Genomic DNA, 26,959 nt, shown 5'->3' with positions numbered 1-26,959 from the left:
GATGCATCGTAAGCCGCCCGGCAGCGCATGACGGCGGAAACGAGCCTTTCGGGCAACCTTCCTTTTCATTGACATCCGTCTATATCCATACGACGATTTGACCCATCGCGCACGTGGGAGCGCTCCCGATTAGGACGCGAGAGGAACACGGAATGCGACGTCGCCTGAGTTGGGTGGCCATGATCGTCGTGACGGCGCTGGCCGGCTGGACACTCGCGCCGCCGGCCCGGGCCGCAACTGCAGGCGGGACACCAGGAGCGCCGGCAGCACGGGCCGCAACCACGGACGGACAACCAGAAGCACAGGTAGCACTGGCCGCGACCGGGGACGGCTCGCCGGGCGACGCCAACATCAGCTTCGTCGGGCGCTGGAACAAGACCAACCCCTCGGCGTACGTGCCCTACTGGGCCGGCGCCTACCTCCGGGTCGGGTTCACCGGCCGGACCGTGAAACTCAAGCAGCGCAACACCATCACCCTGTGGGCCAGTATCGACGGCAAAGCGTTCACCGCGTTCACCGGCTCGGGAACGATCAACCTGACCCCCACCGCTCTGGCCGCCGGCAACCACACTCTGACCGTCAGCTATCGGCAGGTGGCCGGCTCCTACACCGGCGACGCCGTCTTCCAGGGGCTGACGCTCGACGCGGGCGCGACCACCGTCAAGCCGACGGCCCGCCCCCGCCTGGTCGAGTTCGTCGGCGACTCGATCACGGCCGGCACGACGAGCAGCCAGCTGGCCGTCACCGACTACGCGTTCAAATCCGGCGAGCAACTCGGCTTCGACCACACCCAGATCGCGATCGGCGGCATGTGCCTGTCCGAGACCACGGACGGCTGCTGGGCGCACGAGACACGCTACTGGATGTCCAGCGGCGGGCAGGCCGGCACCGACCAGTGGGACTTCACCCGCTACACCGCCGACGGCGTGGTCATCAACCTGGGCACCAACGACAAGAGCCACGGCGTGAGCGGCGCCGACTTCCAGGCCAGGTACACGACTTTCCTGGCCAGGATCCGGGCCACATTTCCGTACGCGAAGCTCTTCGCCCTGCGCACTTTCATCGGCCGGTACGCGGTCGAGACGCAGGCCGCCGTGCAGGCCCGCACCACGGCCGGCGACGCGAACGTGTTCTATGTGGACACGACCGGCTGGCTCCCGTCGGACGGCCTCAGCGACTCCGTCCACCCCAACGACAAGGGCCACCAGGCGATCGCCGACCGGCTCATCCCGATCCTGAGGGCGAGGCTCTGATGCGGCGCGAAGCTCCTGACAAGCACACGACCCCGACGCGGCGCGACGCTCCCACCAAGCACACGACTCCGACCCGGTACGACACCCCGACCAAGCGCCCAGCCCTGATGGGACGGGCCCTCGCGACCGCCGCCCTGGCTGTCACGGCCGGTGGCTTCGGCATCACCCCCGCCCCGGCCCACGCCGCCGTCACCGCCCCGGCCTGCGCCGCCAACTACACACTCACCAATCTCCGGGCCGCGGCACCGGTCAAGGTGTGGATGGCGGGCGACTCCACGATGATGAACGCGAGCACCTGCCCGATCGGCTGGGGCAGCCAGTTCGCCCCGTACTTCAATTCCGGCGTCACCGTGCAGAACAGCGCCGTCGGCGGCCGCAGCATCCAGACCTGGCTGTACGAGGGCAACGTGACCTCGGCGAAGGACACCGCCGGCGAGTGCACCCTCAGCTCGACCGCCTACAGCTCACGGTGGTCGGCCATGCTCAACACCACCACCGGCTTCAAGGCGGGCGACTACCTGATCGTCCAGTTCGGCATCAACGACGGCGACGCGAACTGCCCGCGACATGTCGGCCCGGCCCGCTTCCAGGAGCTGCTCGGCGTGATGGTGTCGGCCGCGAAGAACCGCGGCGTCAAGCCGATCCTCGTCACCCCGGTCGCGGCGATCACCTGCAGCGGCAGTACGGCGGTGGGCAACCGCGGCTTCGTGACCCAGACGAAGGAGGCGGCCGCGGCCAACGGCGTACCGGTGATCGATCTGCACGCCCGGAGCGTGGCTCTCTACAACTCGCTGCGGCTGTGCCCGAACAACGGCGACTACACGGCGGGCGCGGTCGGCGCGTTCTTCTGCAACGACCACACGCACTTCGAGGCGGCCGGTGCGAAACAGATCGCGGGTCTTATCACCACCGCTCTGCGCGAGCAGAATATCCCGCTCGCGGCCTATCTGAATGCGTAGATCCCCTGGAGTTCACCAGTGTGATCACGGACTCAAAATCCGGTGTCACGCAACTTTTCAGCGACACAGCGCGTCCGCGCGAGAATGTTCACATATATGCACTCAACGCGATCATATCAACGCGGAAGGTCAGCGCGCCAAACCCCTGAGCTGCACCGCCGCAACCCCATGACTGTATATTGTGTCTGTTTCGAAACCATTAACGCGGGCCATAGCCATCCAACGTGGTGATTGTCAAATCATTGCGCACTTGTCATGAGACTGTCATGAAGCAGGGCCGGAACGGCCCCTATGATGGTTCCGCTTGCCCTGATCAACTATGGTCGACGACGAATTTTTGAATCGCCGGCGCACGGCCTCGGCTGTGCGCCTTTAATCTGTCCCCGGCCCGATGAGAGCCTATGGATTTTTACGAGTATCTGACCGACAACGCAGAGCCATTGTTCGAAGAGGCCGTCGACCACGTGATGGTCGTGGCCATGTCCATCGGCATCGCCCTGGTCCTCGGCTGCGCCCTGGGCGTGCTCGCCCACCGGTCCGCGCGGCTGCGCCCGATGATCCTCGCCGTGTCCTCCACGCTGCTGACGATCCCGTCCCTGGCGCTCTTCGCGATGTTCATCCCGCTGCTGGGCCTGGGGACACCGCCTGCCGTGGTCGCGCTCGTGCTCTACGCGCTGCTGCCCATCGTGCGCAACACCGTCGTGGGCCTCGGCTCGGTCGACCGGGGTGTGCTGCAGGCCGCGCGTGGCATGGGCATGGGGTCGTGGCGCCGCTTCCTGCGGGTCGAGCTCCCGCTCGCCTGGCCCGTGGTCCTCACCGGCGTCCGGGTCTCGACGCAGGTCGTAGTCGGCATCGCGGCCATCGCCGCCCTCGTCAACGGCCCCGGCCTGGGCAACGAGATCTTCCGCGGGCTGCGCTCGCTGGGCAGCCCGTTCGCGCTCAACCTCGTTCTCGGCGGCACGCTCGGCATCGTCGTCGTGGCCCTGCTCTTCGACGCCTTCTTCATCCTGCTGCGCCGCGTGACCACGGCGAGGGGGATCCGATGAACCAAGGCCACGACCCGGCAGACCCGATGAACAACGGACACGGCACGGCGGATCCGATGACCGCACCAACGAACCGGGGGATCCGATGACCGAACCCATGATCCGGCTGGACAAGCTGACCAAGACCTACCGCGGCCAGCCCCACCCGGCCGTCGACCAGGTGTCGATGGACATGCCACGCGGCGAGATCGTCGTGCTGGTCGGCCCGTCCGGCTGCGGCAAGACGACCACGATGGAGCTGATCAACCGGCTGATCGAGCCGACGTCGGGGCGCATCTTCCTCGACGGCGAGGACGTCACGAACGCCGACCCCGACGCCCTGCGCCGGCGCATCGGCTACGTGATCCAGCAGATCGGCCTGTTCCCCCACTTCACCGTGGCCGAGAACATCGCCACCGTGCCCAAGCTGCTCGGCTGGGACAAGCGGCGCGTCGGCGAGCGCGTCGACGAACTGCTCGACATGGTCGGGCTGGAGCCGTCGGAGTTCCGCGGGCGCTACCCGAAGCAGCTCTCCGGCGGTCAGCGCCAGCGCATCGGGGTGGCCCGGGCGATGGCGGCCGACCCGCCGGTCATGCTCATGGACGAGCCGTTCGGCGCGATCGACCCGATCACCCGCGACCGGCTGCAGAACGAGTTCCTGCGCCTGCAGCAGCAGGTCCAGAAGACCATCGTGTTCGTCACGCACGACATCGACGAGGCGATCAAGCTGGGCGACCGGATCGCGATCCTCGGCGAGCGCTCGCAGATCGCCCAGTTCGACACCCCGGCCGCCATCCTCAGCAACCCGGCCAGCCCGTACGTGGAGGACTTCATCGGGGCCGGCGCGTCGCTCAAGCGCCTGCACCTGAGCCGGGTCGGCGACGTCGGGCTGGACACCGGGGCGCCGACCGCCCGCATCGACGGTGACGTGGCCGCGGCCCGCGAGCGCCTGCGCTCCTCCGGCCGGGCGGCGTTGCTGCTGCTCGACGCGGACGGCCGCCCGCAGCGCTGGGTCGACGCCGGCGACCTCGAGGGCTCCGACCTGTCCTCCGCCGGCGAGCCGGTGGCCGCGGTGGTGCAGGCCGGCGCGACTTTGTCGGAAGCGCTCAACGAGATGCTCACCTCCAACGCGGGTGTCGCCCTGGTCGTCGACCGCAGCGGCGGTTTCCAGGGCCTGCTCGACTTCGAGACGGTCATGGTGGCGACACGGTCGGCGCCGGAGTTCTACCGGGCGGCGAAGGTGCCGAGCTGATGGCCGTCGACGTGATGGCGACGCCGGCGGAGCACAGTCCGCGGCGAGCCCTGCGATGGTTCGGCATGCCGGTCTTCCTGGCGGTCGTCGGGCTGGCGCTCTACGCGTACGTCTCGGCACAGGATCTCGACAGCATCGAGCAGCGCACGCTGAACGCGGCCAGGCTGACCGACCGGGTCATCGAACACCTGCAGCTGGCCGCGCTGTCGACGCTGATCGTCATCGTGATCGCGGTGCCACTCGGCATCCTGGCCACCCGGCGCGGGGCGCGGTTCGTCGCGCCGGTGGTGCTGGTTCTGGGCAACCTGGGCCAGGCCATCCCCTCGCTGGGCCTGATCACGCTGGTGGTGCTGCTGGCCGGCGTCGGGTTCAAGTCGATCGTGTTCGGCCTGGTGGCGTACTCGGCGCTCCCGATCCTGCGCAACACCATGGTCGGCCTGCAGCAGGTCGACCAGACGCTCGTGAAATCCGCGCGCGGCATGGGCCTGTCCGGATGGCAGACCCTGACGCGCATCGAGCTGCCGCTGGCGGTCCCGGTCATCCTGGCCGGCGTCCGCACGGCTCTGATCATCAACATCGGCACCGCCACGCTCTCGACGTTCTTCGGCGTCCAGGCGCTGGGTTACGTCATCTTCCAGGGCATCCAGCTGGACCGCACGCCGGTGCTGGTCGTCGGCGCGGTCATGGCCTCCGGCCTGGCCCTGTTGGTCGACTACCTGGCCGGCGTCGTGGAAGAACTGCTCACCCCGCGTGGCCTCTAGAAGAGGAAAACAGATGAATATCGGCAAGAAGATCACCGCCACCACCGTCGGCCTCGGCCTGGCCCTCGCCTCCGCGGCCTGCGGCGACGACAGCGGCAGCAACGCGGACGGCCCGCTCAAGGGCACCACGGTCATCGTCGGCTCGAAGGACTTCGACGAGCAGCTGGTGCTGGGCCAGATCACCAAGCTGGCCCTGGAGAAGGCCGGCGCCAAGGTCACCGACCAGACCAACCTGGGCGGCACCAACGCCGCCCGGGCCGCGTTGACCTCGGGCAACGTCGACGTCTACTGGGAATACACGGGCACCGCATGGATCAGCTTCTTCAAGGAGACCACGCCCATCACGGACAGCGCCGAGCAGTGGCAGAAGGTCGCCGAGCGCGACCTGAAGGAGAACAAGCTGGTCTGGTTGAACGCGGCGAAGTTCAACAACACGTACGGCATCGCCTACAGCTCGAAGGCGGCCGAGAAGCTGGGCAGCCCGAAGACCGTCTCCGACCTGGGCACTCTGGCCGCTTCGAAGCCGGGTGACGCCACCATGTGCGTCGAGAGCGAGTTCTCCACCCGTGACGACGGCCTGCCCGGCCTGCAGAAGAAGTACGCCTTCCAGCTGCCCGCGAACAACGTGACCGTGCTCGACACCGGCATCGTCTACACCTCGACGGACAAGCAGGACCCGTGCAACTTCGGTGAGGTCTTCACCACCGACGGCCGGATCAAGGCCCTCGACCTGGTCGTGCTCGAGGACGACAAGAACTTCTTCCCGCTCTACAACGCGTCCCCGGTGTTCCGCTCGGAGTACTACGACGCCCACGCGGCCGACCTGAAGGCCATCTTCGACCCGATCTCGGCCGCCCTCACCCAGGACGCCATGACCGAGCTCAACAAGCAGGTCTCGGTCGACGGCCAGCGCCCCGAGACGGTCGCCGAGAAGTGGCTCGAGGACCAGAAGCTGCTCTGACCGGCCGGTCCGGTCTCACCAGCCCAGGGGCAGACCGGCCAGGTGCCGGGTGACGGCGTCGGCGAGGATGCGGTGGTCGCGCTGGGACGGATGCCAGTCGCAGCCGAGCAGGTCGAGCCCGAGTGCGGTGTTGTCATAGAACAGCGCCGACACCCGGGCGTCGCCGGCGTCGTTACGGCCCTGGACGATCGTACGGATCGCATCGGCCAGGGCCGTAGTCTGATAGGACAGGTCGGGATAGGTGAGCACCAGGAAGGTGTTCGCGCCGTAGCGAGCCCGCAGCTTGTCGAGGAACGCGCCATAGGCGGCCCGGTAGTCGGCGGCCAACTGGTCGACGCTGGCCCATTTCTCGCCCGCGTTGAGCGCGGTGGAGAAGTCGTTGATGCCCAGGCCGACCACGACCACCTGCGGGCGCCACGAGCTCGGCACCGGCCACACCTGGCTGTTGAACACCGCCTGCAGGTCGGTCTCGTAGTACGTACGGAAATTGTCCGTGCCCTGGCCGTTGTAGTTGCGGACCATGCCGAGCCCGGACCAGGCGTTGATCTGGTAGTCGGCGTTCAGCCCGCGGGCGGTGAGCGCGCCGAAGGAGACGTCGGCGTTGGAGTTGCGGGTGAGGCCGCCGGTGCTGGTGCAGTCGCGCGATGTCGACATGTTGCCGTATCCCGCGGTCCACGAGTCACCGATGAACTCGATCTGCCGGCTGCGCAACGCCGGTTTGCCGAGCACAGTGCCGACGAGACCACCGAACTCCCCCGCCGCCCACTGGCCTTCGGTGCGTTTGGCCAGCCGCACGGTGTGGTCGCCGTCGGCCAAGTTCCTGATCCAGTACGTGGTGCGGCCCGGTGTCACGATCGTCGCGACGGTCGCCCCGTCCACCTGCACGGTGTAGTCATTGGTGGCGTCGTTGAGGATCAGCCCCACGCTCGTACCCCGGAACCGCCCCTCGAAGTAGGTGCCGGGCCACGTGTACTGAACCGCTGCATCCGCGGCCCGCACCCGGCTGACCGTGCTCACCTGACCGAGCACGTCGGTGGCGGGCGGGGTCGTGGGGGTCGTGCCGCCACCGTTGCACGGGACCCCGTTGAGCGCGAAGTCCGTCGGCGCCGGGTTGCCGCCGCTCCACGATCCGTTGAAGCCGACCGAGACCGTGCCGCCGGCCCCGAGATTGCCGTTCCAGCCGGCGTTGGTGACGGTCACCCGCGGGCCGGACTGGGCCACCGTCCCGTTCCACAGCTGGGTGACGGTCTGGCCGGCCGGGAACGACCAGGTCAGCTGCCAGCCGGTGAGGGCGTCGCCGAGGTTGGTGACGTCGGCCGTGGCCCCGAAACCGCCTTGCCACTGGCTGGTCACCTCGTAGGTGACCCGGCACCCGGCCGCGGCCTGCGCGCGGGCGGGAACCACACCCGCGGCGACCACGAGGGCCGCGGCGGCCGCGATCGTCAGGCTGCCTGTGCGCATCGGACACACTCCCGGCTTTAATCGACTGATGTCGATGCATTAACCGGTTAAGCTACCCCTGCTTCAGCGGATAGTCCACATAGGCGAATCGACGCCCGTACGGGGACCAGCTGTTGACGTTGATCGTGCCCTGACCGCCGGGCAGCTCGGCCAGGATGCGCGGCGCGTGCCAGGAATCGCCCTCGACGAGGCGCAGTTCGACGGTGCGGTCGGCCGGATGGCCCTGGGTGCCCGGCGGGAAGCTCAGATAGACGGTGCGGTCGCCGTCGGGTGACGGATGCGGGAACCAGTTGACCCGCTCGTCGGACGTGAGCTGCTCCAGACCCGTACCGTCGGGCCGGATCCGCGCGATCTGCGCGTGCCCCTTGGCCGTCGAGAACCGCTCGGTGTTGAAATAGATCCAGCCACCGTCGGGCGAGTATTCCGGGCCGTCGTCGGGTCCGCTGCCGGCCATGGTCAGGCGGGTGTCCCCCGTCCCGTCGGCCCCGATGGTCCACAGGGTGCCGGTGTCGAAGTTCAAATTCTCGATTCCCACGTACGCGAGGGAGCCGCCGTCCGGGCTGACCCCGTGCAGGAAGTGCTTGCGGTCGTCGTTCGCGGTCACCCGCCTCACGGGACCACCCGTCAACGGCGCCTGATAGAGCTGCCCGTCGTTGGCGGACAGGAAAATCGTCTCGCCGTCCGGCGCCAGCACGTGGTCGTTGTTGAGCTCGGGCACCTCGAGAACGATCCGCCGGGGCGGCGCCGAACCGTCCGCGGGCAGGCTCCAGAGCAGCCCGTCCCCGTTGACGATGAGCTGGTCGTCCGCGGTCCAGTTCGGGGCTTCGAACAGAACCTCCGAGCCTTCGTGTACGAGCGTCGCGCGGCCGCTGTCCACGTCGAGAACGTGAATGCGGCAGGTCTGGCCGTCGAACAGCGTGCGGGCGTTTCCCATGACATCGGCTCCCCGGTCGAAGATCGCCAGTATGCGCCGCCCGCCTTGGGCCACGGCCACCGGCGAGCAGCACATCCACGGTCGCCTATTGACACGCGTTGTTAACAGTTCGATCCTGAGAGCGCTCTCCCGACCATCCCCTGCGGCTCGGCCGTGCGGTCGGTCCGGCGTGTCCTCGTTCCGCCGAGGGCCCGGCGTGTCCTCGTCTCCCCCAGGAGGTTCTGTGCGTCTCAGGAAACGGCTCGTCCATGCTCTCGCCGCGCTGGCGGTGAGCCTGCCGGTCGGCGTCGCGGTGGCGGCCCAGCCCGCCGGGGCGATCGGGCCCGCCATCCTCCCGGTCACCGTCACCAACAACACCGGCCGTGGTGAGGCCGTCTACCTGTACGTCATCGGCACCAACGTCAACACCGGACGGCTCGGCTACGTCAATCAGGCCGGTACGTTCACGCCCTGGCCGGCCGGCTCCCTCCCGCCCTCACCGGCCCCGGACGTGGCCATGGCCGGGCCCGGTAGCGGCGGCTCGACCACGATCCGGTTCCCGCGCGGCTTCTCGGGGCGCGTCTACTTCTCGCTCGGGGAGAAGCTCAAGCTGTCGCTCACCCCGGACGGCTTCGTGCAGCCCGCGCCCTGGACCAGCGGCGACCCGAACCGCCACATCCTGTTCGACTGGAGCGAGTTCACCTACGACGACGGCGGTCTGTGGCTCAACAGCACCCAGGTCGACATGCTCTCGATTCCGCACGCGGTCACCGTGACCGGCGCCGACGGAGCCACCAAGCGTGAGGGCGACCTGGTCAGCGACGGCCGCAACAAGGTCTTCAACGCGCTCAAGGCCCAGGCCGGCTGGGCCGGCACGGTCTACACCCGGTCCGACGGCACGGTGCTGCGCGCGCTGGCCCCGGGCAAAGCGGCCGAGGCGGGCCTGTTCAGCTCGACCTACCTCGACGCGTACATCACCTCAGCCTGGAACGCCTACACCAGCAAGACACTCACCGTGGTTCCGTTCGGCGACCAGCCCGACGTCAAATACTTCGGCCGTACGTCGGGCAACGTCATGCGCTTCACCAACAGCAGCGGCGCGCAGGTGGCGTCGTTCACCAAGCCGTCGAACTCCTCGGTCTGGGGCTGCGACAAGGACCTGTTCGCGCCCAACGACAACGTGGTCGGCCCGATCGCCCGCACGCTGTGCGCGGCGCTCAACCGGGGCACGCTGGGCACGGTCGACACCCAGCCGTCGACCAACGCCGCCCAGTTCTTCACCAACAGCGCGCCCAACCACTACGCGCGGATCATGCACCAGAACATGGTCGACGGTAAGGCGTACGCGTTCGCGTTCGACGACGTCGGCAACTTCGAGTCGCTGGTGCACGACGGCGACCCGCGCTCGGCCTCGATCATCCTGACCCCGTTCGGCGCGGGCGGCACCACCCCGCCCCCGGCCGGCGGCGCGGTGCCCGTGGTCAGCGACTGGAACGGCAAGTGCCTGGACGTGCCCAGCGGCAACTTCGTCGACAGCGCCCCGATCCAGATGTGGAACTGCAACGGTTCGGCCGCCCAGAAGTGGACCTTCAACGGCACCACCCTGCAGGCCGGCGGCAAGTGCCTGGACGTGGCGGCCGGGGCGACCGGCAACGGCGCGCCGATCCAGCTCTACACGTGCAACGGCACCGGGGCCCAGCAGTTCACCCTGTCGGCCGCCGGCGACCTGGTCAACAACGCCTCGAACCGGTGCGTCGACATCAAGGACTGGAACGGCAACGACGGCGCCCGCCTGCAGCTGTGGGACTGCGCCGGCTCGGCCAACCAGAAGTGGCACAAGGGGTAGCCGCAAGATCACGGAAAATAGTTGGGCGGGCGTGGCAGCGGCAGCGTCCGCCCGGCGCGTTCTTCGAGGAGAGTTGCCCCCCAGTTCACTCGAGGAGTTCGCGCATGGCGTCCAGGAGAACCAAGGCGCTGGTCGTGGCGGCCACCGCCGCGGCGGTTGTTGCCGCCGGCATCGGGGTCGCGGAAGCCGGCACCCGCCGCGGCGGTGGGAAGGGCCGGCCCGCGCCGACCGCCACCACGAAGACCGCGGCGCCCACGAAGACCACGGCCCCGGCGCCGACCCGAACCACAGCGCCCACGAAGACCACAGCGCCGACGCCGACCGGGACCACAGCCCCGGCCAAGACCACCGCCCCGGCCGCGACACCCACCACGACCAAGGCGGCCGCCTGGGCTGCCCCGCCGGCCAACGCGGGCTTCGACTACCAGATCGGCGGCGCCTACACGCCGCCGGCGGGTGTCACGGTGGTCAGCCGCGACTACACCGCCGCCGTCGCGCCCGGGCTCTACAACATCTGCTACGTCAACGCCTTCCAGACCCAGTCGGACGACGCGGCCAAGCAGTGGTGGGAGACCAACCACCCGAACGTCCTGCTGCGCGACAGCAAGGGCAAACCCGTCGAGGATCCCGACTGGGACGAATACCTGCTCGACTACTCGACGGCCGCCAAACGGGCCGAACTCACCCAGGTCGTCGGCGCCTGGATCACCACGTGCGCAAGCAAGGGCTTCAAGGGCGTCGAGCCCGACAACCTCGACTCGTTCAGCCGGTCGGGTGGCCGGCTCAAGAAGGCCGACGCGCTCGCCTACGCCGCTTCCCTCACCTCGTACGCGCATGGAAAGGGTCTTGCCGTCGGCCAGAAGAACACCGCCGACCTGAGCACGAGCGAATCCCGTACGGCCGGTTTCGACTTCGCGGTCGCCGAGGAGTGCGGTGAATGGGACGAATGTGATGCCTACACCTCCACGTACGGCAACAATGTGGTGGTGATCGAGTACACCCAGAACGGCTTCACCAAGGCGTGTTCGGGCTTCGGCAGCCGGCTCTCGATCGTGCTGCGCGACGTCAACGTCACCACTCCCGGCTCGGGCTCGTACAAGTTCAAAGCCTGTTGAGCGGTCCGGACAGCTTCGACGAGTTCGTGCAGACCCGCGGGTGGGCGCTGCTGCGATTCGCGTACGTGCTGTCCGGCGACCCGCACCTCGCCGAGGACCTCGTGCAGGAGGTCCTGGCGAGGCTGCACCGCCGCTGGGACCGGATCGCCGAGATGCACAACGCGGAGGCGTACGTGCGTAAGGCGATCCTGCGGCAGTTCCTGTCCTGGCGGCGGCGCCGGGCCTACCGCGAGGCGGTCCTGGCCGAGGTGCCCGAGCCGGCCGTGTTCGACGAGCCGCAGACCCGCGTGCTGGCCCGCGACCAGATGTGGCAGCTGCTGTCCGGCCTGCCCCGCGCGCAACGGGCCGTGCTCGTGCTGCGCTTCTACTGCGATCTGCCCGACCCCGAGATCGCCGCTCTGCTGGATTGCGGCGAGTCCACCGTACGGTCGCAGGCCGCTCGCGCCCTTGCCAGGATGCGCACCGTGATGGCCGAGAAGGGGCTGGTCGGCGATGGATGACGTGGAGCGGATGCTCGCCCAGAGCCTGCACGGCGCGGCCACCGACGCCCCCGGCGACACCGAGCTGCTGAGCAAGGTGCACCGCCGGTCGAGCCGCTACCGCCGCCGTCGCCTCGCCGTGCAGCTGTCCGGCCTGGCCGCGGTGGTCGTCGTCGGCCTGCCCGCGACCGCGGTGCTCCTCAACCGTTCCGGCCCGCCGCTGCCCCCTCCGGCCGCGTTCTCCTCCTCGGCGGCGAGCCCGGTCACGCTGGTCGAGGGCTTTCAAAACCCGGTTTTCCCGTACGCCCTCCCGCCCACCGAGGGCATGCGGGCGCCCGTGGCCACGCTGGAAGCCGGGACGCCGACCGCTTTCTTCGAGGCGACCGACCTGCGCCGCCACGCCGACACCATGGTCACGGTGACGTCCACGAAGCCGGTGTTCACCACGGCCGCCGACGAGTCCGCCTGGACGGTCCGCGGCCACCAGGGCCGGCTGCGCACCATCGACGTGGAGCCGGCCAAGCAGTACATCCTCTACTGGCCGGAGGCGCCCGGCCGCTGGCTGCAACTGGCCACCGACGACACGTACACCCCGCAGCAGGTCGTCGCCCTCGCCAATGCGCTGACGAGCGCGGCGATCGAGGTGCTGCCACCGTTCGAACTCGACTACTCCCCCGCCGGCCTCACCCCCGACACGGTCGACGCCTCCACGATGAGTTTCCGCGACGGGGCGTTCAGCGTGGTGCTGCGCAAGCAGTACCAGCTCCCGACCACGAACCAGAAGGTGGCGGCCTACGACGCGCGGCTCACCCGGGACGCCCGCCGCACCATGCTCGAGGTGGCCGTCACCGACTGGGACGCCGTTCTGCAGGTCACCGTCCGCTCCCCGCTGGCCATCTCGGACAACGACCTGCTGCGCTTCGCGGCCGGCGTGCACATCCTCAACCGCTCCAACCCGAGGTGAGCCCGGCCGCGTCGCCGCCGCCCGGTGGACCGGCGACGCCCGAGACGCCGACCACACGGAACAACGTCGCCGGCTTCTCCTGGCCGGCCGGGCGCGTCACGGACGCATCACACTGCAGGAGCCGGGGTGATGCGCCAGGTCTGCACCTCGAACGGGCCGAGTTCGACGGCGAGGTCGGAACGTCCGGGGTCCAGCGGCTCCTCCAGCAGGGTCACCGTGCGCGCGGCGCCGGCGGGGAAGTTCAGGATCAGGCGGCCCCGGGCCCGGGCGCCGGTGTGCTCGTGCAGGCGGACGATGATGTCGCCCGAGCGGTCGGCGGCGGCCTTCACGGTGGAGATGGCCAGGCCCTCGCCCTCGAGGCGGACGATCGGTTCGACTGTCCGCGCGCCGCGCAGGGGGCGGTCGGGGTGGCCGAGCGCGGTCGCGGCCCGCAGCGCGCCGGTGATGTCGGCGCCGATGACGAGACCGAACTCGTGCCGGTGGAAGCCCCGGTCGGTGCCGGGGTCGGGGAAGATCGGCGCCCGCAGCAGCGAGAGCCGCAGGTCGACTCCCCAGCCGTGGTCGCTCCGGACCCGGGTGATGTCGTAGCCGTGGCTCGACTCGTTGACGACCGCGACGCCGAATCCGGGCTCCTCGACCAGAACGAAGCGGTGCATCGACGTCTCGAACTGGGCATCCTCCCAGCTGGTGTTGGTGTGGGTCGGGCGGGAGACGACACCGAACTGGGTCTCGGCCACGCTCTGCTCGGCCCGCACGTCGAGGGGGAACGACAGCTTGAGGAACCGCTCGTCCTCGTTCCAGTGCGTCTCCTGCTCCAGCCGGACCACCCGGCCGTCGAGCGAGATCGTCTGCCGGACACGGGACACCGCCGACAGCGGCCGGTCGACGGTGATCACACCCGGGCCGGTCGAGATGGCCGTGACATCGATGACATCCGTACGGCTGTTGCGATAGAAGCGATCGACGTCCCACGCGTCCCACTGGTTCGGCCGATCGTCGTGCACCTGCAGCAGGTTGGCCGCACGACCGGGAAGGACAGCGTCCCGGCCGGTGCCCAGGTCGACGGCCGACGTGATCAGGCCACGCCGATCGACCCGTACGCGAACCAGGTCGTTCTCGAGCAGCCAGCCGTCCTCGTCCTCGCGCGGCCGCGCCGGCTCCGTGACGGGCCGGGCGGGGTCGACGGCTCCGGACGCCCGGGCGGTGAGGTTCATGTCACCGGTGCCCACGAGTTCGCCGAGCGACCGCGCGATCAGGGCCTCGGCCCGCTCGGCAAGCTCCGCGTACTGCTCCCGCGCCTCCCGGTGCACCCAGGCGATCGAGGTGCCGGGGAGGATGTCGTGGAACTGGTTGAGCAGCACCGCTTCCCAGATCGCGTCGAGTTTCCCGTACGGATAATCGGCCCCCCGCACCAGATTCGCGCTCGCCGCCCACATCTCGGCCTCGGCCAGCAGATGCTCGAGGCGGCGGTTCCCCTGTTTCATCGCGTGCTGCGTGGTCAGCGTGCCCCGATGCAGTTCGAGATACAGCTCGCCCGACCATCGTGGCAGCCGGTCCTCCAGCGTCGCCAGTTCGGCGAAGAACTCGTCGGGATGCCGCCACTCCACCCGGGCACTGCCCTCCAGATCGGCCGTACGCTGCTGACGCCCGACCATCTCGCGGGTGGTGCCGCCCCCACCGTCGCCGTGACCCGTGGGGGCGATCGAGGCCGGCGCGATGCGGTTCTCCCGGAATTTCCGCGCCGCCCGCCCGAGTTCGGCGCCGGAGAGCTCTGCTTCATAGGTGTCCATGGGCGGGAAGTGGGTCAGCACGCCGGTGCCGTCGATGCCCTCCCACACGAACGCGTGATGGGGGAAGTCGTTCGTCTGGTTCCACGAGATCTTCTGGGTGAAGAACCACTCGAACCCCGCCCGGCGCAGCAGCTGCGGCAGAGCCGGCGAATATCCGAAGCTGTCGGGCAGCCACACGCCCCGGCTGCGGATGCCGAACTCGCGCTCGAAGAAGCGCTGTCCATAAAGGAACTGGCGGACCAGCGACTCGCCCGACGGCATCACGGTGTCGCTCTCGACCCACATCCCGCCGAGCGGCAGGAGACGACCGGCGCGTACGGCGTCGACCACCCGCCGCCACAGGTCGGGCCGGGTGCGGCGGATCCAGTCGTACTGCTGGGCGCTCGACATCCCGAAGACGTACGAGTCGGTCTCCTCGATCAGCGCCAGCATCGAGCTCACCGTCCGGGCCACCTTGCGTTCGGTCTCGCGCACGGGCCACAGCCACGCCGAGTCGATGTGGGCGTGGCCGACCGCGGCGATCCGGTGCGCGCTCGCCTCGGCCGGGCTTTCCAGAACAGGGCGCAGGCGTTCCCGTACGGCGGGAGCACTGCCCACGATGTCACGAGGATCGAGCAGATCCAGGCCGTCGTCGAGCGCCTGCAACACGCGGGCACGGCGCGGCCCCTCGGGAAGCTCGCCCTGCAACCCCAGGAGCACGTCGACGTCGAGCGCCAGCGCGTGCACCTCGGGCTCGAACACGGCCAGGTCCATGGCCCGCGTCGTGTAGAGGGGCCGGTCGCTCGCGGTGCCGAGGTCACCCTGCCAGGTCGCGTGGAACTGCCGGCCGACCAGGATCACGGGGTTGGACGCGGCCTCCACATAGAGGTCGACCGCATCGCCGTCGACGCGCACCCAGTGGTTCTGCGGGTTCACCGACTTCACCTCGGTGCCGTCCGGGCGGTACACCAGGCCTTCGCACTGGAAGCCGGGTCGTGGATGGTCGAAGCCGAGGTCGAGGATCGCCTCGACGCGGCGCCCGGCCCACTCCGGCGGCACCTCCGCCCGTACGCGGAACCAGGTTGTCCCCCACGCCCGCCCCCAGGGTGTCCCGACCCGATAGGGCTCAAAGGTGCCCGCGATCGCATCCCGGGGCGGAATCGGCTCGCCCGGCAACACGGAAACCTCGACGTCGAGGGCGATCCGCTCGGCGTGCACGGCGGGCCAGATGCGTTCCAGCAGGGCACGGCGGGCACGGGCGATGGAGATGTCGTCGTTGTTGTGCATGGTCCTCTTCGCGCTGTCAGGAGGGTTCGGCGGGGAAGGCCTGGAGCTGGGTCAGGGCCGCGGCGCCGTGGGCGGTGAGGCGCAGACCGGAGGCCGCGGCGCCGTGTGGGGTCGCGAAGACGCGCGTCTGCCCGGGCCAGTCGAACCGCTCGCCGTGCAGGGTGCGGCTCGCGGTCGCCTGGCCCCGACCGTCGAGCAGCTCCACGGTGGCGTCGAGCGTGAGCGGAGTGGCCACGGTGATCGTCAGCAGCGAGATCTCGGCCGCCGCGTCGAAGGCGACCTCCACCTGATCGCCCGCCGCGAGCGGGACGGCCCGTGAACCCAGGTCGTCGGTCAGCGGGCCGTCCGGCCGGCAAGCGTCCCGCAGCGGCTCCCGGGCCGCGACCGACGGTGGCCGGCTCGCCGCGGCCCACCCGGTGGGCTCGGGCGACAGGTCGAATTCGACGGTGCAACCCCGGACGAGCCGGGCGTGGTCGATGACGACCGAGTCCCACGGTTCGCCGTCCACGTGCACGGCGCGGATGTACGGATCGCCCGGGCGTCCCGAGCGCACGCGCAGCTCGATCGGCCGGCCACCGCGCGGCGCGATGCGGGTGCGGGCGACGGCGGGCGGGACGAGCACGTACGAGCCGGAAGCGGGCACGAGCGGGTAGAGGCCGATGGTCGTGAACACGTACCAGGCGCTCATCTCGCCGTTGTCCTCGTCCCCGGGATATCCCTGCCCGAAGTCGGATCCGGCGAACAAGCGGCGCCGAGCGTCGGCGACCACGGCATGGGCGTCGTCATGGCGCCCGGCGAACATGTACATGAAGGGGATGTGGTGCGCGGGCTGGTTCGAGAGCGCCAGCATCCCGGAGCGCACGTCGCGGGCCTCGCGCATCTCGTGGATGACCTCCGGATAGTGCCCGCGCAGGCGGTCCTCCGCGGTCTCCGGGATCTGCCGCATCGCGTCCAGCGCCCGGCCGAGCGCCGCTTCGCCGCCGTGCAGCTGCGCCAGGCCGGCGCCGTCGTGCGGCACGGTGAACGCGGTGCCCCACGCGGTGGTCTCGGTGTAGTCGCGGCCCCATTCGAGGGGGTCGAACCCGTCGCGCCAGCGGCCGTTGGCGTCGCGTCCGATGAAGAAACCCCGGTCGCGATCGAACACCTCGCGGTAGCCGAGCGCCCGCCGGGCGAAGTACTCGGCCTCCGCGCGCAGATCAGGGTCGTCGCATTGCTCGGCCAGTTTCCTTGCCAGCAAAGCGATTCCAGCGTCGTTGAGGGCGTTGTCGAGGGTCCAGGAAAGCCCCTCCGGCGTATCGGTCGAGACGTAGCCACGGAAGATGGCCGGGATCAGGCCCTTGCGGCCCACCCGCGGGTCGGGCGACGGCACGGTGGCGTTCTTGCGAGCCGCCGCGTATCCCCGTTCCAGGTCGAGCCCGTCCATCTCCTTGGCCACGAGGTCGGCGAACACCAGGTCGAAGGTGGTGCCGGTCATGCAGTCCTCGGCCGCCGGGGCGCTCCAGCGCGGCGTCCATTCGCCGTGTGCGAGGAAGCCATCAGCGTGCCGGGCCGCACTCGCCGGGTCGAGCAATGTCAGCAGCGGCCAAGCGGTGCGGTAGGTGTCCCAGAAACCGTTGGAGGCCGAGAACGGGCCGTCGACCAGCGCCCCGTCGTACGGTGAACGGGCCTGGACCACTCCCGGCGCGGTCGTCTCGTCATAGCGCGTCGGATAAAGAAAGGCCCGATAGAGCCCCGACATCACCGACACCCGCTGATCCTCGGTCGCGCCCTCGAGCTCGACCGTTCCCACTACCTCGCGCCAGCGCCGTTCGGCGTCGGCCAGCATCCGGTCGAATCCCCCGCCGGCGACCGCGTTCGAGCGGGCCTGTTCCGGGGAGATGGCTGAGTAGCCGACGATCGCTTCCACCGGGCCCGGCCCGGCCACTCCGACGTGACCGGTGAGGCGGCCCTCATGCAGGCGCACCGACGAACGCCCGGCGGCCGGAACCCGTACGTGCACATGGTTTTCCGGTTTCTCGCCCACGGCCGCGAAGGTGACGTCGAGAGTCCACGTCGCGCCCTCCGCCGACTCGTGGGCGGCGGCGAGCTGACCGCTGTGGTCGAGGATGAGCGACGCGGCGCCGGTCACCCGGAGGGCGATCGCCGCGTCGCCCGCCGTCAGCTCGGCCTCGATCCCCCCGGCGAGCCGGACCGCGTACCGGTGCGGACCGGCGCTCTCGTCCGCGCGGTCGAACGCAAGCGCCCGGCCCTCGCGCGTCGGATCGGGATCGGCCGAAGCGCTGGGCATGAGCTGGAACTGGCCGTAGTCGCGCATCCAGGGGCTGGAGATGTGCGAGGTGGCGAAGGCCGCCAGCGAGGTCGACGCGTACGTGTAAGGCCAGTCGACGGCGGCGGCATCGGTCATCGGCAGCCCGAAGACGCTGCCGTGCGGCACCCCGACCAGCGGCGCCGTGTTGCCCCGCGAGAAGGCCCGGGTCGAGTTCGTGCCGCGGGTGGTGAGCACCTGGTCCAGCACGTCGTCGCGGCGGGTCCGCGGGGTCAGACGCACCGAGTCGACCTGGACGGTGACGGCTCGTTGCGCCGAGCCGAGCAACACCACCTGCACCTGCTCGATCCGGCGGCCCGCGGCCACCTCGCCGATGGCCACGCGGCGCAGGTTCCACTGGTCGGGCCAGAGCCGGCGCTCGTCGCGCTGCGCCTCCGGGGACAGCCCGCCGCCGTACTGGTCGTGCAGGCCGAGACCGCTGAGCCGGGAGCCGTCGTCGAGCCGGACGTCGACGGTCACCGCCGTGGCGTCCCAGCGCGTCGCGACGTCCTCGGTGCCCTCGGGCCGGACGAGCCACGAGAGCTCGTCGCCGGGGCCGATCGTCTGCCCCACCGGCGTACCGGAAAGGGTGTGTTCGACTCGTGCGGCGTCGCGCGGCGCGGTGAGGGTCCTCATTGTCCGACCGTAGCGGCGCGGACCGTGTGCTCGCCCGCGTCGAGCTCGTGCTCGGTGCCGTCGGGCAGCCGCAGCAGGGCGGTCGTCCCCGGCGGCACCGTGACGTCGGCCTCGAAGCCACCCGGCTCGTTCCTCCAGTCAACCGCGAGTTTCCCGTACGGGGTCTCGAGCGAACCGTGGGCCCAGGTGATCCCGCCGCCGGGCCGTGGGGCGATCAGCGACCGCGCATAGCCCGGCTCCAGTGGCGAGAGACCCGCCACCACCCGGTGCAGCCAGTCGGCGACCGCCCCCAGCGCGTAGTGGTTGAAGCTGGTCATGTCGCCCGGGTTGACCCGCCCGTCGGGCAGGATCGAGTCCCAGCGCTCCCAGATGGTCGTCGCCCCCATCGTCACCGGGTACAACCAGGAGGGGCAGCTCTCCTCGAGCAACAGCCGGTAGGCCGCGTCGAGGTGGCCGGTCGACGTCAGCGCGCCGGTGACGTAAGGGGTTCCGGCGAACCCGGTCGACACCCGGTAGCCTGACGCGGCCACGAGCTCGGCCAGCCGCGCGCCGGCCCGGTCCCGCAGGTCCCCGTCCAGCAGCCCGAACTCGATGGCCAGGGCGTAGACCGTGGCGCAGTCAGAGAAGACTATGCCGTCGGCCGAGACGTAGTGCTTGCCGAACGCCGTCCGCAACCGGTCGGCCAGCGACGCGAACGCTTCGGCGTCCTCGGCGTGGCCGAGCAGCCGGGCCATGTCGGCGGCCGTGCGGGCGCTGCGATAGAGCGCCGCGGTGGCCACCACGCCCTTGTCCGCCTTGGCCGCCGACGCCTTGTCCTCCGGCGCGTCGGGATCGAGCCAGTCCCCGTACTGGAATCCGGTGTCCCACAAGCCGTTCGGTGACAGCAGCGTCTCGGCCCGGCGGACGTGCTCGCTCGCCGCCGGATAGGCCTCGGCCAGGGCGTCCCGATCCCCGTAGGCGAGCCATAGCGACCACGGCAGCCAGACGGCGACATCGGACCAGACGGCCACCGACCGGGCCTGGATGACGTCGTCGTTCTCCTCGAACTTGACCATGTCGGGGACGACCAGCGGGGCGATGTCGGGGCTGTGGGCCTGCTCGGCGGCGAGGTCGCGCAGCCAGTCCCGCAGGAACGACGACACGTCGAACAGGTAGGCCGCGGTGGGCCCGAACACGGCCAGGTCGCCGGTCCAGCCGAGGCGTTCGTCGCGCTGCGGGCAGTCGGTCGGCACGTCGAGGAAGTTGCCCTTCTGCCCCCAGACGACGTTGCGGTGCAACTGGTTGACGAGCTCGTTGGAGCAGTCGAACTCGCCCGTGCGGCGCATCGCCGAGTGCACGACGACCGCCTCCAGGTCGTCGCGGCCCAGTTCGCCCGGCCAGCCCGAGACCTCGGCGTAGCGGAAACCGTGGAAGGTGAGCGTGGGCTCGAACGTGTCGAGCCCGCCGGACAGCACGAACCGGTCGGTGGCCCGGGCCGAGCGCAGCGGACGCGTGCCCAGTTCGTCGTTCTCGAGGACTTCGGCGTGGCGGACGGTGATGACCGTGCCCGCCTCGCCGCGCACCGTGAACCGCAGCCATCCGACGAGGTTCTGGCCGAAGTCGACCAGCGTCTTCCCGCTCGGCGACCGCGTGACCTGAACGGGACGAAGGACTTCGTGACGCCGTACGGGAGGTCCGATGTGCTCGGTCAGGCGGCGCGCGTCGAACTCCAGCGCGTGCACCCCGGTCCAGCCGGTCTCGGGCCCGTCGGCCGCGGCCCACCGGGGCTCACGCAGCCGGGCGTCGATCGTCTGGCCGTCGTAGAGGTCGTCGGCGAGCACCGCCGACGGCCGGGCCTGCCAGTCCGGCCCGGTCGCCACGACCTGCCGGTGGCCGTCGGCGAAGGTGATCTCCAGCTGCGCGAACGCGCCGAGCTCGCCGGTGTAGAAGGCGCGGCCGTCGTTCCAGCCCAGCCGGCCCCGCGCCCACCCGTTGCCCAGAGCCAGGCCGAGCACGTGCTCGCCCCGGCCCAGCCGCGCGGTGACGTCGTGGCTGACGTAGCGCAGGCGCCACTCGTAGCTGCTCCAGCCCGGGGTGAGAACGTCTTCGCTCACGGGCTCGCCGTCGAGGTGCGGCTCGACGACGCCGAGCGCGCTCACGTGCAGCACGGCCGACGTCACCTCGCCGTGCCCGTCGTCGAGGGTGAAACGGGTGCGCAGCAGCGGGGCCTGGTCCACCTCGTCGGTGGTGATCATGACGGCTTGCCAGCGTGGGGGCATGGGTTTGGTCTCCAAGTTCTCAGCCCTTGACCGCGCCGGACGTCATACCGGCGACGATCTGCCGGTTGAACAGCAGATACATGATCAGCGGGGGGATGGTGATGAGCAGGATGTCCATGAAGAGCAGGTTGTAGGACGTCAGGTTCTGGCTCTGGAAGTTGAACAGCGTCAACTGGACCGTGGCGTTCTGGTCGCCCGGCGCGAAGTAGAGCGGGTTGGTGAAGTCGTTGAAGATGTTCACCGACTGCACCACGATGATCGTCACCGTGACCGGTCGCAGCAGCGGCAGCACGACCCGGAAGAACAGGCGCAGCGGCCCGGCGCCGTCGATGATCGCGGCCTCGTCGAGCTCGCGGGGAACGGTCGCCAGGAAGGCCCGGAACAGCAGCACGGTGAACGAGAGCCCATAGGTGATCTCGATGAGGATCAGCCCGGGCATCCCGCCGAACAGGCCCAGCTTCTGCATCACCCAGATGGTCGGCACGACCGCGGGCGGCATGATCAGGCCGGTCAGCACGAGGAAGTTGGCCAGGCCGGTCAGCCGGCTCTTGCGGCGCTGCAGGACGAACGCCACCATCGCGCCCAGGATCACCAGCGCCGTCACCGAGACGACGGTCAGGACCGTCGAGTTGATGAACGCGATGACGAGCAGGTAGTCGCGGGTCTGCAGCACCGTCGTGAGGTTCTCGACGAACTGGAACTGCCGGGGCCAGGCCAGGGTGAACTCCCCGGCCTGGCGGGAGTCCATGACGGCGGTGGTGACGATGAAGGCGAACGGCACGAGGAAGACGACGATGCTGGACAGGATGGCCAGGCCGCCCAGCCCCCAGCGGGTCAGCGCGCGGTTCATGCGTTCACCTCTTTACTGGCCAGGAACCGGGTGAGCGGGACGACGACGGCGGTCACGGCGACGAAGAGGACGACGTTGCCCGCGGTCGACAGCCCGTAGAAACCGGCCTGGTACTGCTTGTAGATGACCGACGCGATGACGTCGGAGGTGAAGCCGGGCCCGCCCTTGGTCATGGCCCAGATCAGGTCGAAGGAGCGCAGACCGCCGATCAGCGAGAGCGTGACGACGGTCGAGGTGGCCGGCCACGACAGCGGCAGGATGACCTTGCGGAACGCCGCCCACGGCCCGGCGCCGTCCATCTTGGCCGCCTCCCGGTATTCGGCCGGGATGCTGACGATGCCGGCCATGTAGATGACCGTGGCCAGGCCGACGCCCTTCCAGACGTCGACCAGCGCGACCGAGAGCAGGGCCAGCGACGGGTCGGTCAGCCAGCCCGGCCCGTCGAAGCCGAAGAGCCCGAGGGCGGCGTTGATGGCGCCGCGCTCGGGGTTCATCAGCACCTGGAACGTCAGCCCCACGCCGACCGTGGACACCAGCACGGGGAAGAACACCACCGCCCGCAGGTAGCCACGGCCGACGATCTGCGAGGTGAGCAGCAGGCCCAGCGCCATACCCAGAACCACCTTGGCCCCCGAGGTCACCACCGCGTAGATGAAGGTGTTGACAAAACCCTTCACCAGCGCGGGCTCGGAGAAGAACTGCACGAAGTTGTCCAGCCCGATGAACTCGCTGTCGAAGATGGTCCAGCGGGTGAGGCTGAAGTAGAACGACAGCAGCGTCGGGACCAGGAACAGCACCGCATAGATGATCGCCCCGGGCAGGTAGAACCAGTTCGGGTACGGACTGAGCCTTTTCACCAGCCCTCGAGCCCCAGCTGCTGAGCCTGCTTCTTGACGTCCTGGTCATAGAGCGCGGCCGCCTTGTCCGCCTTCGAGATGCCCGACCCGACCTCGACGCACAGCTGCTCGAGGTTCGGCCCCTTCACCGGCGACAGGAACTCGAGCGCCGGTGACTGCTTCTTCTCGTCGAAGTAGGTCTGGATGTCCTTGGTGACCTGCGGGACGTCGGCCGGCAGGGAGCACCCCTGCACCATGAACGGGCCGGTCGGCTTGTTGGACGCGGCCATCACCTCACACCCGGCCGGGCTGGCGACGAAGCCGAGGAACTTCTTCGCGGCCTCGAGCTTCGGCCCGCTCGTGCTCTTGGGGATGTAGACACCGTTGGGGAACCACGCCGTGAGCCCGTTGGTCGCGGCGTCCGGGCCGGGCAGGGCGAAGAACCCGATGTCGTCGACGTTGTCCGGGGCGACCTGCTCGAGCTGCGGCAGCACGCCCGACAGGATGGGATACATCGCGCCCTTGCCGGAGGCCAGCAGGCGCAGGCCGTCGGGCACCTTGGCCGACGCGAAGTCGGAGTTCATCAGGCCCTTGTCGTGCACCTCCTGCAGGTGCTCGAAACCGGCCAGCGCGGCCGGGGTGGTCGCATACTTGGCCTTGTTGGCCGTGTAGTCGGCCGCCCACTGCGGTGCGGCCGCGGCGACGTTGTGGAAGTCGCCGAGCACGAACAGCTGGGAGGTCCACGTCTCGCCGTAGGTCTGGATCACCGGGGCGATCTTGGCGGCCTTGATCTTGTCGGCCGTGGCCAGGAACTCGCTCCAGCTCTTCGGCACCTGCAGGTTCAGCTGCTCGAAGACCTTCTTGTTGTACATGACGCCGCCGGCGAAGGCGTTGCCCCACGGGACGCCGTAGACGTCGCTGCCGACCGAGACCTGCGGCAGGTAGGCCTCGTCGACCTTCGCCACCGCGGCGTCACCGGTCAGCGCGGCCAGGTTGTTGGCCGGCGCGATCTGCTGGAACAGCGACCCGGATCCGTACGTGAAGACGTCGGTCATGGTGCCGGTCTGCAGACGGGTCTTGATCAGGTTGTCGCCGTCCGTCCCGCTGGGCTTGGCCTGCACGTCGACCACGACGCCCGGGTTGGCCTTCTGGAAGGCGGCGACCATCGCCTTGGCGTCGGACTGGCTGCCCTCGTCGGCGTCGGTGAGCATCGTAATCTTGGTGGCGCCATCGGTGTCCTCGGACGAACCCAGGCTTCCCGCGGAACAGGCTGTGACGGATGTTATGGCCAGAATCGTCAGCGCGCTGACGACCGTTCTTCTTCCTCGCACGTGCTTCCTCCCGGAGGGCAATCCCTTTCAATCAAGCGCACAAGCAGGGCAGAATGACGTGCGCCGGGTTCCGACTCTACGGTCCAGCAACGGGGCCGAGAATGGATTAGGAAACGCAAAACATGGACAGAATCGGCAGTCAGGTCGAAGACCCGGCCTGGTACCGCCAAGTCGTGCTCCTGCGCGCCAACCACTTCCAGTTCTCCAGCGGCGACGACTACTGGGTCCGGTCGATCGGCAGCCGGATGCTGTTCTGGGTGATCGCCGGGCGCGGCTCGGCCGAGGTCCGCGGCACCAAGCTCGACCTGTCACCCGGTGACGCCGTGCTCTTTCCGTGGATGACCGACGTGCGCTACCGGGCCGACCGGTCCGAACCGTTCCTCACCGGAGCCGCACACCTGCTGCCCTGGCACGACCGCGGCCTCCCGGTCGTCCCCTGGGCCGGTCACGGCCCGCGCGACCCGCTGCACCGGCTCGCCGGGCGGCAGAACCGGCCGTGGCCCGGCCTGGAGACCACCCACCGGCTCTCCCCCGTCACCGCCCGCCAGGCGACCCGGCTCGGCGAGGCCGCGGTCGAATACTTCACCGACGACGAACCCGAGGACGCCGTCCTGCGCTCCTTCGGCGTCCTGATCGCCCGGGTGCTGTTCCGCGAGGACTCCCGGGCCGAGGTCACCGAGACCCCGCCCCCGGGCACGGCGGTGATGATGGAGTACGTCCGGTCCCACATCGCCGACCCGCTCTCGACCACGACCCTGGCCCGGGTGGCCGGGTGCAGCGTCTCCACGGCCGAACGCCGGTTCCGCCGCCACACCGGGCTCTCCCCGACCGCCTGGATCCGGCGGGAGCGGCTGCTGTTCGCGGCCGACATCCTGCGTACCAGCAAACGCCCCATCAACGACGTCGCCCGCGGGGTCGGCTTCACCGATCCGCTGCACTTCTCCCGCGAGTTCCGGCGTCAGTTCCGCTACCCACCGAGCGACGCCCGGGCCCGTACGCCGCTCATCTGAACTGCTTTTATTCGGCCAGACTCGGCGCCTGACGCGACCATCGACGGGCGGCGAGCTCCCCGACGATGAAGCGTGCGAGGTCGCCCCGGGTGATGCGCCAGCCACCCGCCGGCGTGCTAGACCAGTACGTCACGTCGTCGGCCCTCGAGCTGGCGGCCCGGCGGCGCGACCAGCGGGCGGCGGCGGCCACCGAAGAGGCCATGTCCCGGGCCGAGGGCTCCCGGCTCGACGCCGTCTATGGCAACCTGTCCGCGGACGACTACCCGACGATCCACGCCCTGGGCTCAGCCATGACCACTGCCGGGCGCGACAGTCAGGCGTACGCGGGCTGGAAACTCAGCGTCATCATCGACGGACTGCTGAGTCATCGACAGCCGTGATATCTTCCCCGCCTCAACGGGGGAGGATCATGAGCACAACGCGTCGAAATGTCCTGCGGGCCGGAGTCGTGGCCGGCGGGGCGGCGGTTCTCGGGCAGGTCGGCGTCACGGGGGCCCGGGCCGCGATCAATCCGGCGGTCACCGGTGAAGACCCGGCCACCACCGGCCTGCGGCGGGCGCTGGACGACGCCGCCAACGGGATCGAAAATGCCGCCGGCCGCGACGACCGTGGACGGATCATCGTCCGGATCGGGTCGGGCACCACCATCACGCTGCGGGACACGCTCATCATCGGCGGTGACACTCACCTCGACGCGAGGGGCGCCCGGATCCTGGCGGCTTTTCCGACCGTCGCGCAGACGTACACGACCGACACCTCGAACGCCCACTCGGCGACTCCGGCGTACGGACCGACGTTCTCGAGCGTCCGGACGGCCGGCGCGGTCTCGCACGCCACGATGGTGCTCAATCACGTGCCGTCGGCCGGCACCGGCGGCTACCGGGCGCCCGGCAACATCCGGATCCAGGGCGGCTCGTGGGATCCGATCTGGTCGGCGATCCAGGGGGCGAGCACCGACGACCAGGCCAAGGCGACCGCCGCGCCGCCGATGAACGTCATCACGATGCAGCACACCGCCGATGTCGAGATCGACGGCGTGTACATCTACAACGTGAAGTGGTGGCACGCCATCGAGCTGAACGCGGTGCACACCGCGACGGTGTCCAACTGTCACTTCCTGGGCTGGGTCGAAGACCCGACGGTCGGCCTCTGGCACGGTGAGGCCGTGCAGCTCGACACCGCGGTCGCCACCACCACCTGGGCCGGCGCCGCCGACAACACGGCCTGCGCGAACATCCGGCTGGTCGACAACGAGTGCGGCCCGTCCGGCAGCAAACCCGGCTGGGGCCGTTTCGCCGGGTCGCACACGAGCGTCGCCGGTTCGCCCCACACCGACGTCGCGATCGAGTTCAACTCCGTGACCGCCACGAAGTACGACGCCGTCGGGCCGCAGGACACCCAGCGGCTCACGATCCGGGGCAACATGCTCTCGGGCTGCGCGGGCGGCATCTACGTCAAGGCCTATGCGAACAGCCTGAGCCGGGTCGACGTGGTCGACAACGTCGTCGCCACGACCGACGCCGCACGCCCGCTGCTGGCCGTCCACGACGCGGTCGGCGGGCTCACCATCACCGACGTCGCCGTGTTCGCCAACACCGTGTCCGGCCCCGGCGGCTACTGGTACACCCACGCCTCGGCCCGGGCCGGCCGCGCCCTGCAGGGTCAGTGATCCTGGGCCCTGTTCCGCG

22 protein-coding genes are annotated in these 26,959 nt (G+C 69.7%); 13 read left to right on the top strand and 9 right to left on the bottom strand.

The window, feature by feature from the left end:
- Positions 1–152: 152 nt before the first annotated feature.
- The 6 genes from JIG36_RS23890 to JIG36_RS23865 all read left to right on the top strand — a co-directional run bounded on the left by JIG36_RS23890 (position 153) and on the right by JIG36_RS23865 (position 6,211).
- Positions 153–1,253, top strand: a complete 1,101-nt coding sequence (locus JIG36_RS23890) for an SGNH/GDSL hydrolase family protein (RefSeq protein WP_236048111.1) — start codon at positions 153–155, stop codon at positions 1,251–1,253.
- The gene (locus JIG36_RS23885; RefSeq protein WP_236048110.1) at positions 1,253–2,212 is read left to right on the top strand and encodes a GDSL-type esterase/lipase family protein; all 960 of its coding nucleotides are present in this window, start codon (positions 1,253–1,255) and stop codon (positions 2,210–2,212) included. The genes JIG36_RS23890 and JIG36_RS23885 overlap by 1 nt, the downstream gene beginning before the upstream one ends.
- A gap of 401 nt (positions 2,213–2,613) precedes the next feature.
- On the top strand, positions 2,614–3,258 hold the full coding sequence (locus tag JIG36_RS23880; RefSeq protein ID WP_203378590.1) for an ABC transporter permease: 645 nt from the start codon (positions 2,614–2,616) through the stop codon (positions 3,256–3,258).
- A gap of 85 nt (positions 3,259–3,343) precedes the next feature.
- Positions 3,344–4,489: an ABC transporter ATP-binding protein gene (locus tag JIG36_RS23875; RefSeq protein WP_438870750.1), complete on the top strand. Its 1,146-nt coding sequence runs from the start codon at positions 3,344–3,346 to the stop codon at positions 4,487–4,489.
- Positions 4,489–5,250, top strand: a complete 762-nt coding sequence (locus JIG36_RS23870) for an ABC transporter permease (RefSeq protein WP_203378589.1) — start codon at positions 4,489–4,491, stop codon at positions 5,248–5,250. Before JIG36_RS23875 ends, JIG36_RS23870 begins: the two co-directional genes overlap by 1 nt.
- 13 nt (positions 5,251–5,263) lie before the next feature.
- Positions 5,264–6,211 carry a glycine betaine ABC transporter substrate-binding protein gene (locus tag JIG36_RS23865; RefSeq protein WP_203378588.1) on the top strand — a complete coding sequence of 316 codons (948 nt, stop codon included), beginning with the start codon at positions 5,264–5,266 and terminating at the stop codon, positions 6,209–6,211.
- 15 nt (positions 6,212–6,226) lie between these two features.
- On the opposite strand, the gene JIG36_RS23860 is transcribed toward JIG36_RS23865, so the two are convergent.
- Together JIG36_RS23860 and JIG36_RS23855 are read right to left on the bottom strand one after the other, a co-directional pair.
- Positions 6,227–7,672 (bottom strand): cellulose binding domain-containing protein, encoded by a 1,446-nt coding sequence (locus JIG36_RS23860; protein WP_203378587.1) that lies wholly within the window; start codon positions 7,670–7,672, stop codon positions 6,227–6,229.
- A gap of 52 nt (positions 7,673–7,724) precedes the next feature.
- On the bottom strand, positions 7,725–8,606 hold the full coding sequence (locus JIG36_RS23855) for a TolB family protein (protein WP_203378586.1): 882 nt from the start codon (positions 8,604–8,606) through the stop codon (positions 7,725–7,727).
- A gap of 223 nt (positions 8,607–8,829) precedes the next feature.
- Here JIG36_RS23855 and JIG36_RS23850 point away from each other — a divergent pair, with 223 nt between their 5' ends.
- From JIG36_RS23850 to JIG36_RS23835, 4 genes are all read left to right on the top strand, one after another.
- On the top strand, positions 8,830–10,431 hold the full coding sequence (locus tag JIG36_RS23850) for a beta-1,3-glucanase family protein (protein WP_307872885.1): 1,602 nt from the start codon (positions 8,830–8,832) through the stop codon (positions 10,429–10,431).
- Positions 10,432–10,535: 104 nt separating this feature from the next.
- A complete protein-coding gene (locus tag JIG36_RS23845) occupies positions 10,536–11,546 on the top strand; it encodes an endo alpha-1,4 polygalactosaminidase (protein WP_203378584.1) in 1,011 nt (336 codons plus the stop codon).
- Positions 11,543–12,046 (top strand): SigE family RNA polymerase sigma factor, encoded by a 504-nt coding sequence (locus JIG36_RS23840; protein ID WP_236048109.1) that lies wholly within the window; start codon positions 11,543–11,545, stop codon positions 12,044–12,046. The genes JIG36_RS23845 and JIG36_RS23840 overlap by 4 nt, the downstream gene beginning before the upstream one ends.
- A complete protein-coding gene (locus JIG36_RS23835) occupies positions 12,039–12,989 on the top strand; it encodes a hypothetical protein (RefSeq protein WP_203378583.1) in 951 nt (316 codons plus the stop codon). The genes JIG36_RS23840 and JIG36_RS23835 overlap by 8 nt, the downstream gene beginning before the upstream one ends.
- Here JIG36_RS23835 and JIG36_RS53355 read toward each other — a convergent pair.
- The 7 genes from JIG36_RS53355 to JIG36_RS23805 are packed head-to-tail and all read right to left on the bottom strand — an operon-like array spanning position 12,967 to position 24,141.
- Positions 12,967–13,089, bottom strand: coding sequence for a hypothetical protein (locus JIG36_RS53355; RefSeq protein ID WP_268919670.1), 123 nt, complete (start codon positions 13,087–13,089; stop codon positions 12,967–12,969). The genes JIG36_RS23835 and JIG36_RS53355 overlap by 23 nt on opposite strands.
- A 7-nt stretch (positions 13,090–13,096) precedes the next feature.
- Positions 13,097–16,045 carry an alpha-mannosidase gene (locus JIG36_RS23830; RefSeq protein ID WP_203378582.1) on the bottom strand — a complete coding sequence of 983 codons (2,949 nt, stop codon included), beginning with the start codon at positions 16,043–16,045 and terminating at the stop codon, positions 13,097–13,099.
- A gap of 16 nt (positions 16,046–16,061) precedes the next feature.
- On the bottom strand, positions 16,062–18,986 hold the full coding sequence (locus tag JIG36_RS23825; RefSeq protein ID WP_203378581.1) for a GH92 family glycosyl hydrolase: 2,925 nt from the start codon (positions 18,984–18,986) through the stop codon (positions 16,062–16,064).
- Positions 18,983–21,220, bottom strand: coding sequence for a family 78 glycoside hydrolase catalytic domain (locus JIG36_RS23820; RefSeq protein ID WP_236048108.1), 2,238 nt, complete (start codon positions 21,218–21,220; stop codon positions 18,983–18,985). Before JIG36_RS23820 ends, JIG36_RS23825 begins: the two co-directional genes overlap by 4 nt.
- Before the next feature lie 43 nt (positions 21,221–21,263).
- The gene (locus JIG36_RS23815; RefSeq protein WP_203378580.1) at positions 21,264–22,094 is read right to left on the bottom strand and encodes a carbohydrate ABC transporter permease; all 831 of its coding nucleotides are present in this window, start codon (positions 22,092–22,094) and stop codon (positions 21,264–21,266) included.
- The gene (locus JIG36_RS23810) at positions 22,091–22,951 is read right to left on the bottom strand and encodes a carbohydrate ABC transporter permease (RefSeq protein ID WP_307872884.1); all 861 of its coding nucleotides are present in this window, start codon (positions 22,949–22,951) and stop codon (positions 22,091–22,093) included. Before JIG36_RS23810 ends, JIG36_RS23815 begins: the two co-directional genes overlap by 4 nt.
- A complete protein-coding gene (locus JIG36_RS23805) occupies positions 22,948–24,141 on the bottom strand; it encodes an ABC transporter substrate-binding protein (RefSeq protein ID WP_203378579.1) in 1,194 nt (397 codons plus the stop codon). The genes JIG36_RS23810 and JIG36_RS23805 overlap by 4 nt, the downstream gene beginning before the upstream one ends.
- Before the next feature lie 242 nt (positions 24,142–24,383).
- On the opposite strand from JIG36_RS23805, the gene JIG36_RS23800 reads away from it, so the two are divergent.
- The 3 genes from JIG36_RS23800 (at position 24,384) to JIG36_RS23790 (ending at position 26,940) form a co-directional block, all read left to right on the top strand.
- Positions 24,384–25,271: an AraC family transcriptional regulator gene (locus tag JIG36_RS23800; protein WP_203378578.1), complete on the top strand. Its 888-nt coding sequence runs from the start codon at positions 24,384–24,386 to the stop codon at positions 25,269–25,271.
- A gap of 92 nt (positions 25,272–25,363) precedes the next feature.
- Positions 25,364–25,651 carry a hypothetical protein gene (locus JIG36_RS23795; protein ID WP_236048107.1) on the top strand — a complete coding sequence of 96 codons (288 nt, stop codon included), beginning with the start codon at positions 25,364–25,366 and terminating at the stop codon, positions 25,649–25,651.
- Positions 25,652–25,680: 29 nt separating this feature from the next.
- A complete protein-coding gene (locus tag JIG36_RS23790) occupies positions 25,681–26,940 on the top strand; it encodes a right-handed parallel beta-helix repeat-containing protein (protein ID WP_203378576.1) in 1,260 nt (419 codons plus the stop codon).
- Positions 26,941–26,959 lie beyond the last annotated feature (19 nt).

This window comes from Paractinoplanes ovalisporus (assembly GCF_016834655.1).
GTDB classification, from domain to species: domain Bacteria; phylum Actinomycetota; class Actinomycetes; order Mycobacteriales; family Micromonosporaceae; genus Actinoplanes; species Actinoplanes ovalisporus.
This window is presented reverse-complemented; position numbering and strand designations above follow the sequence as displayed.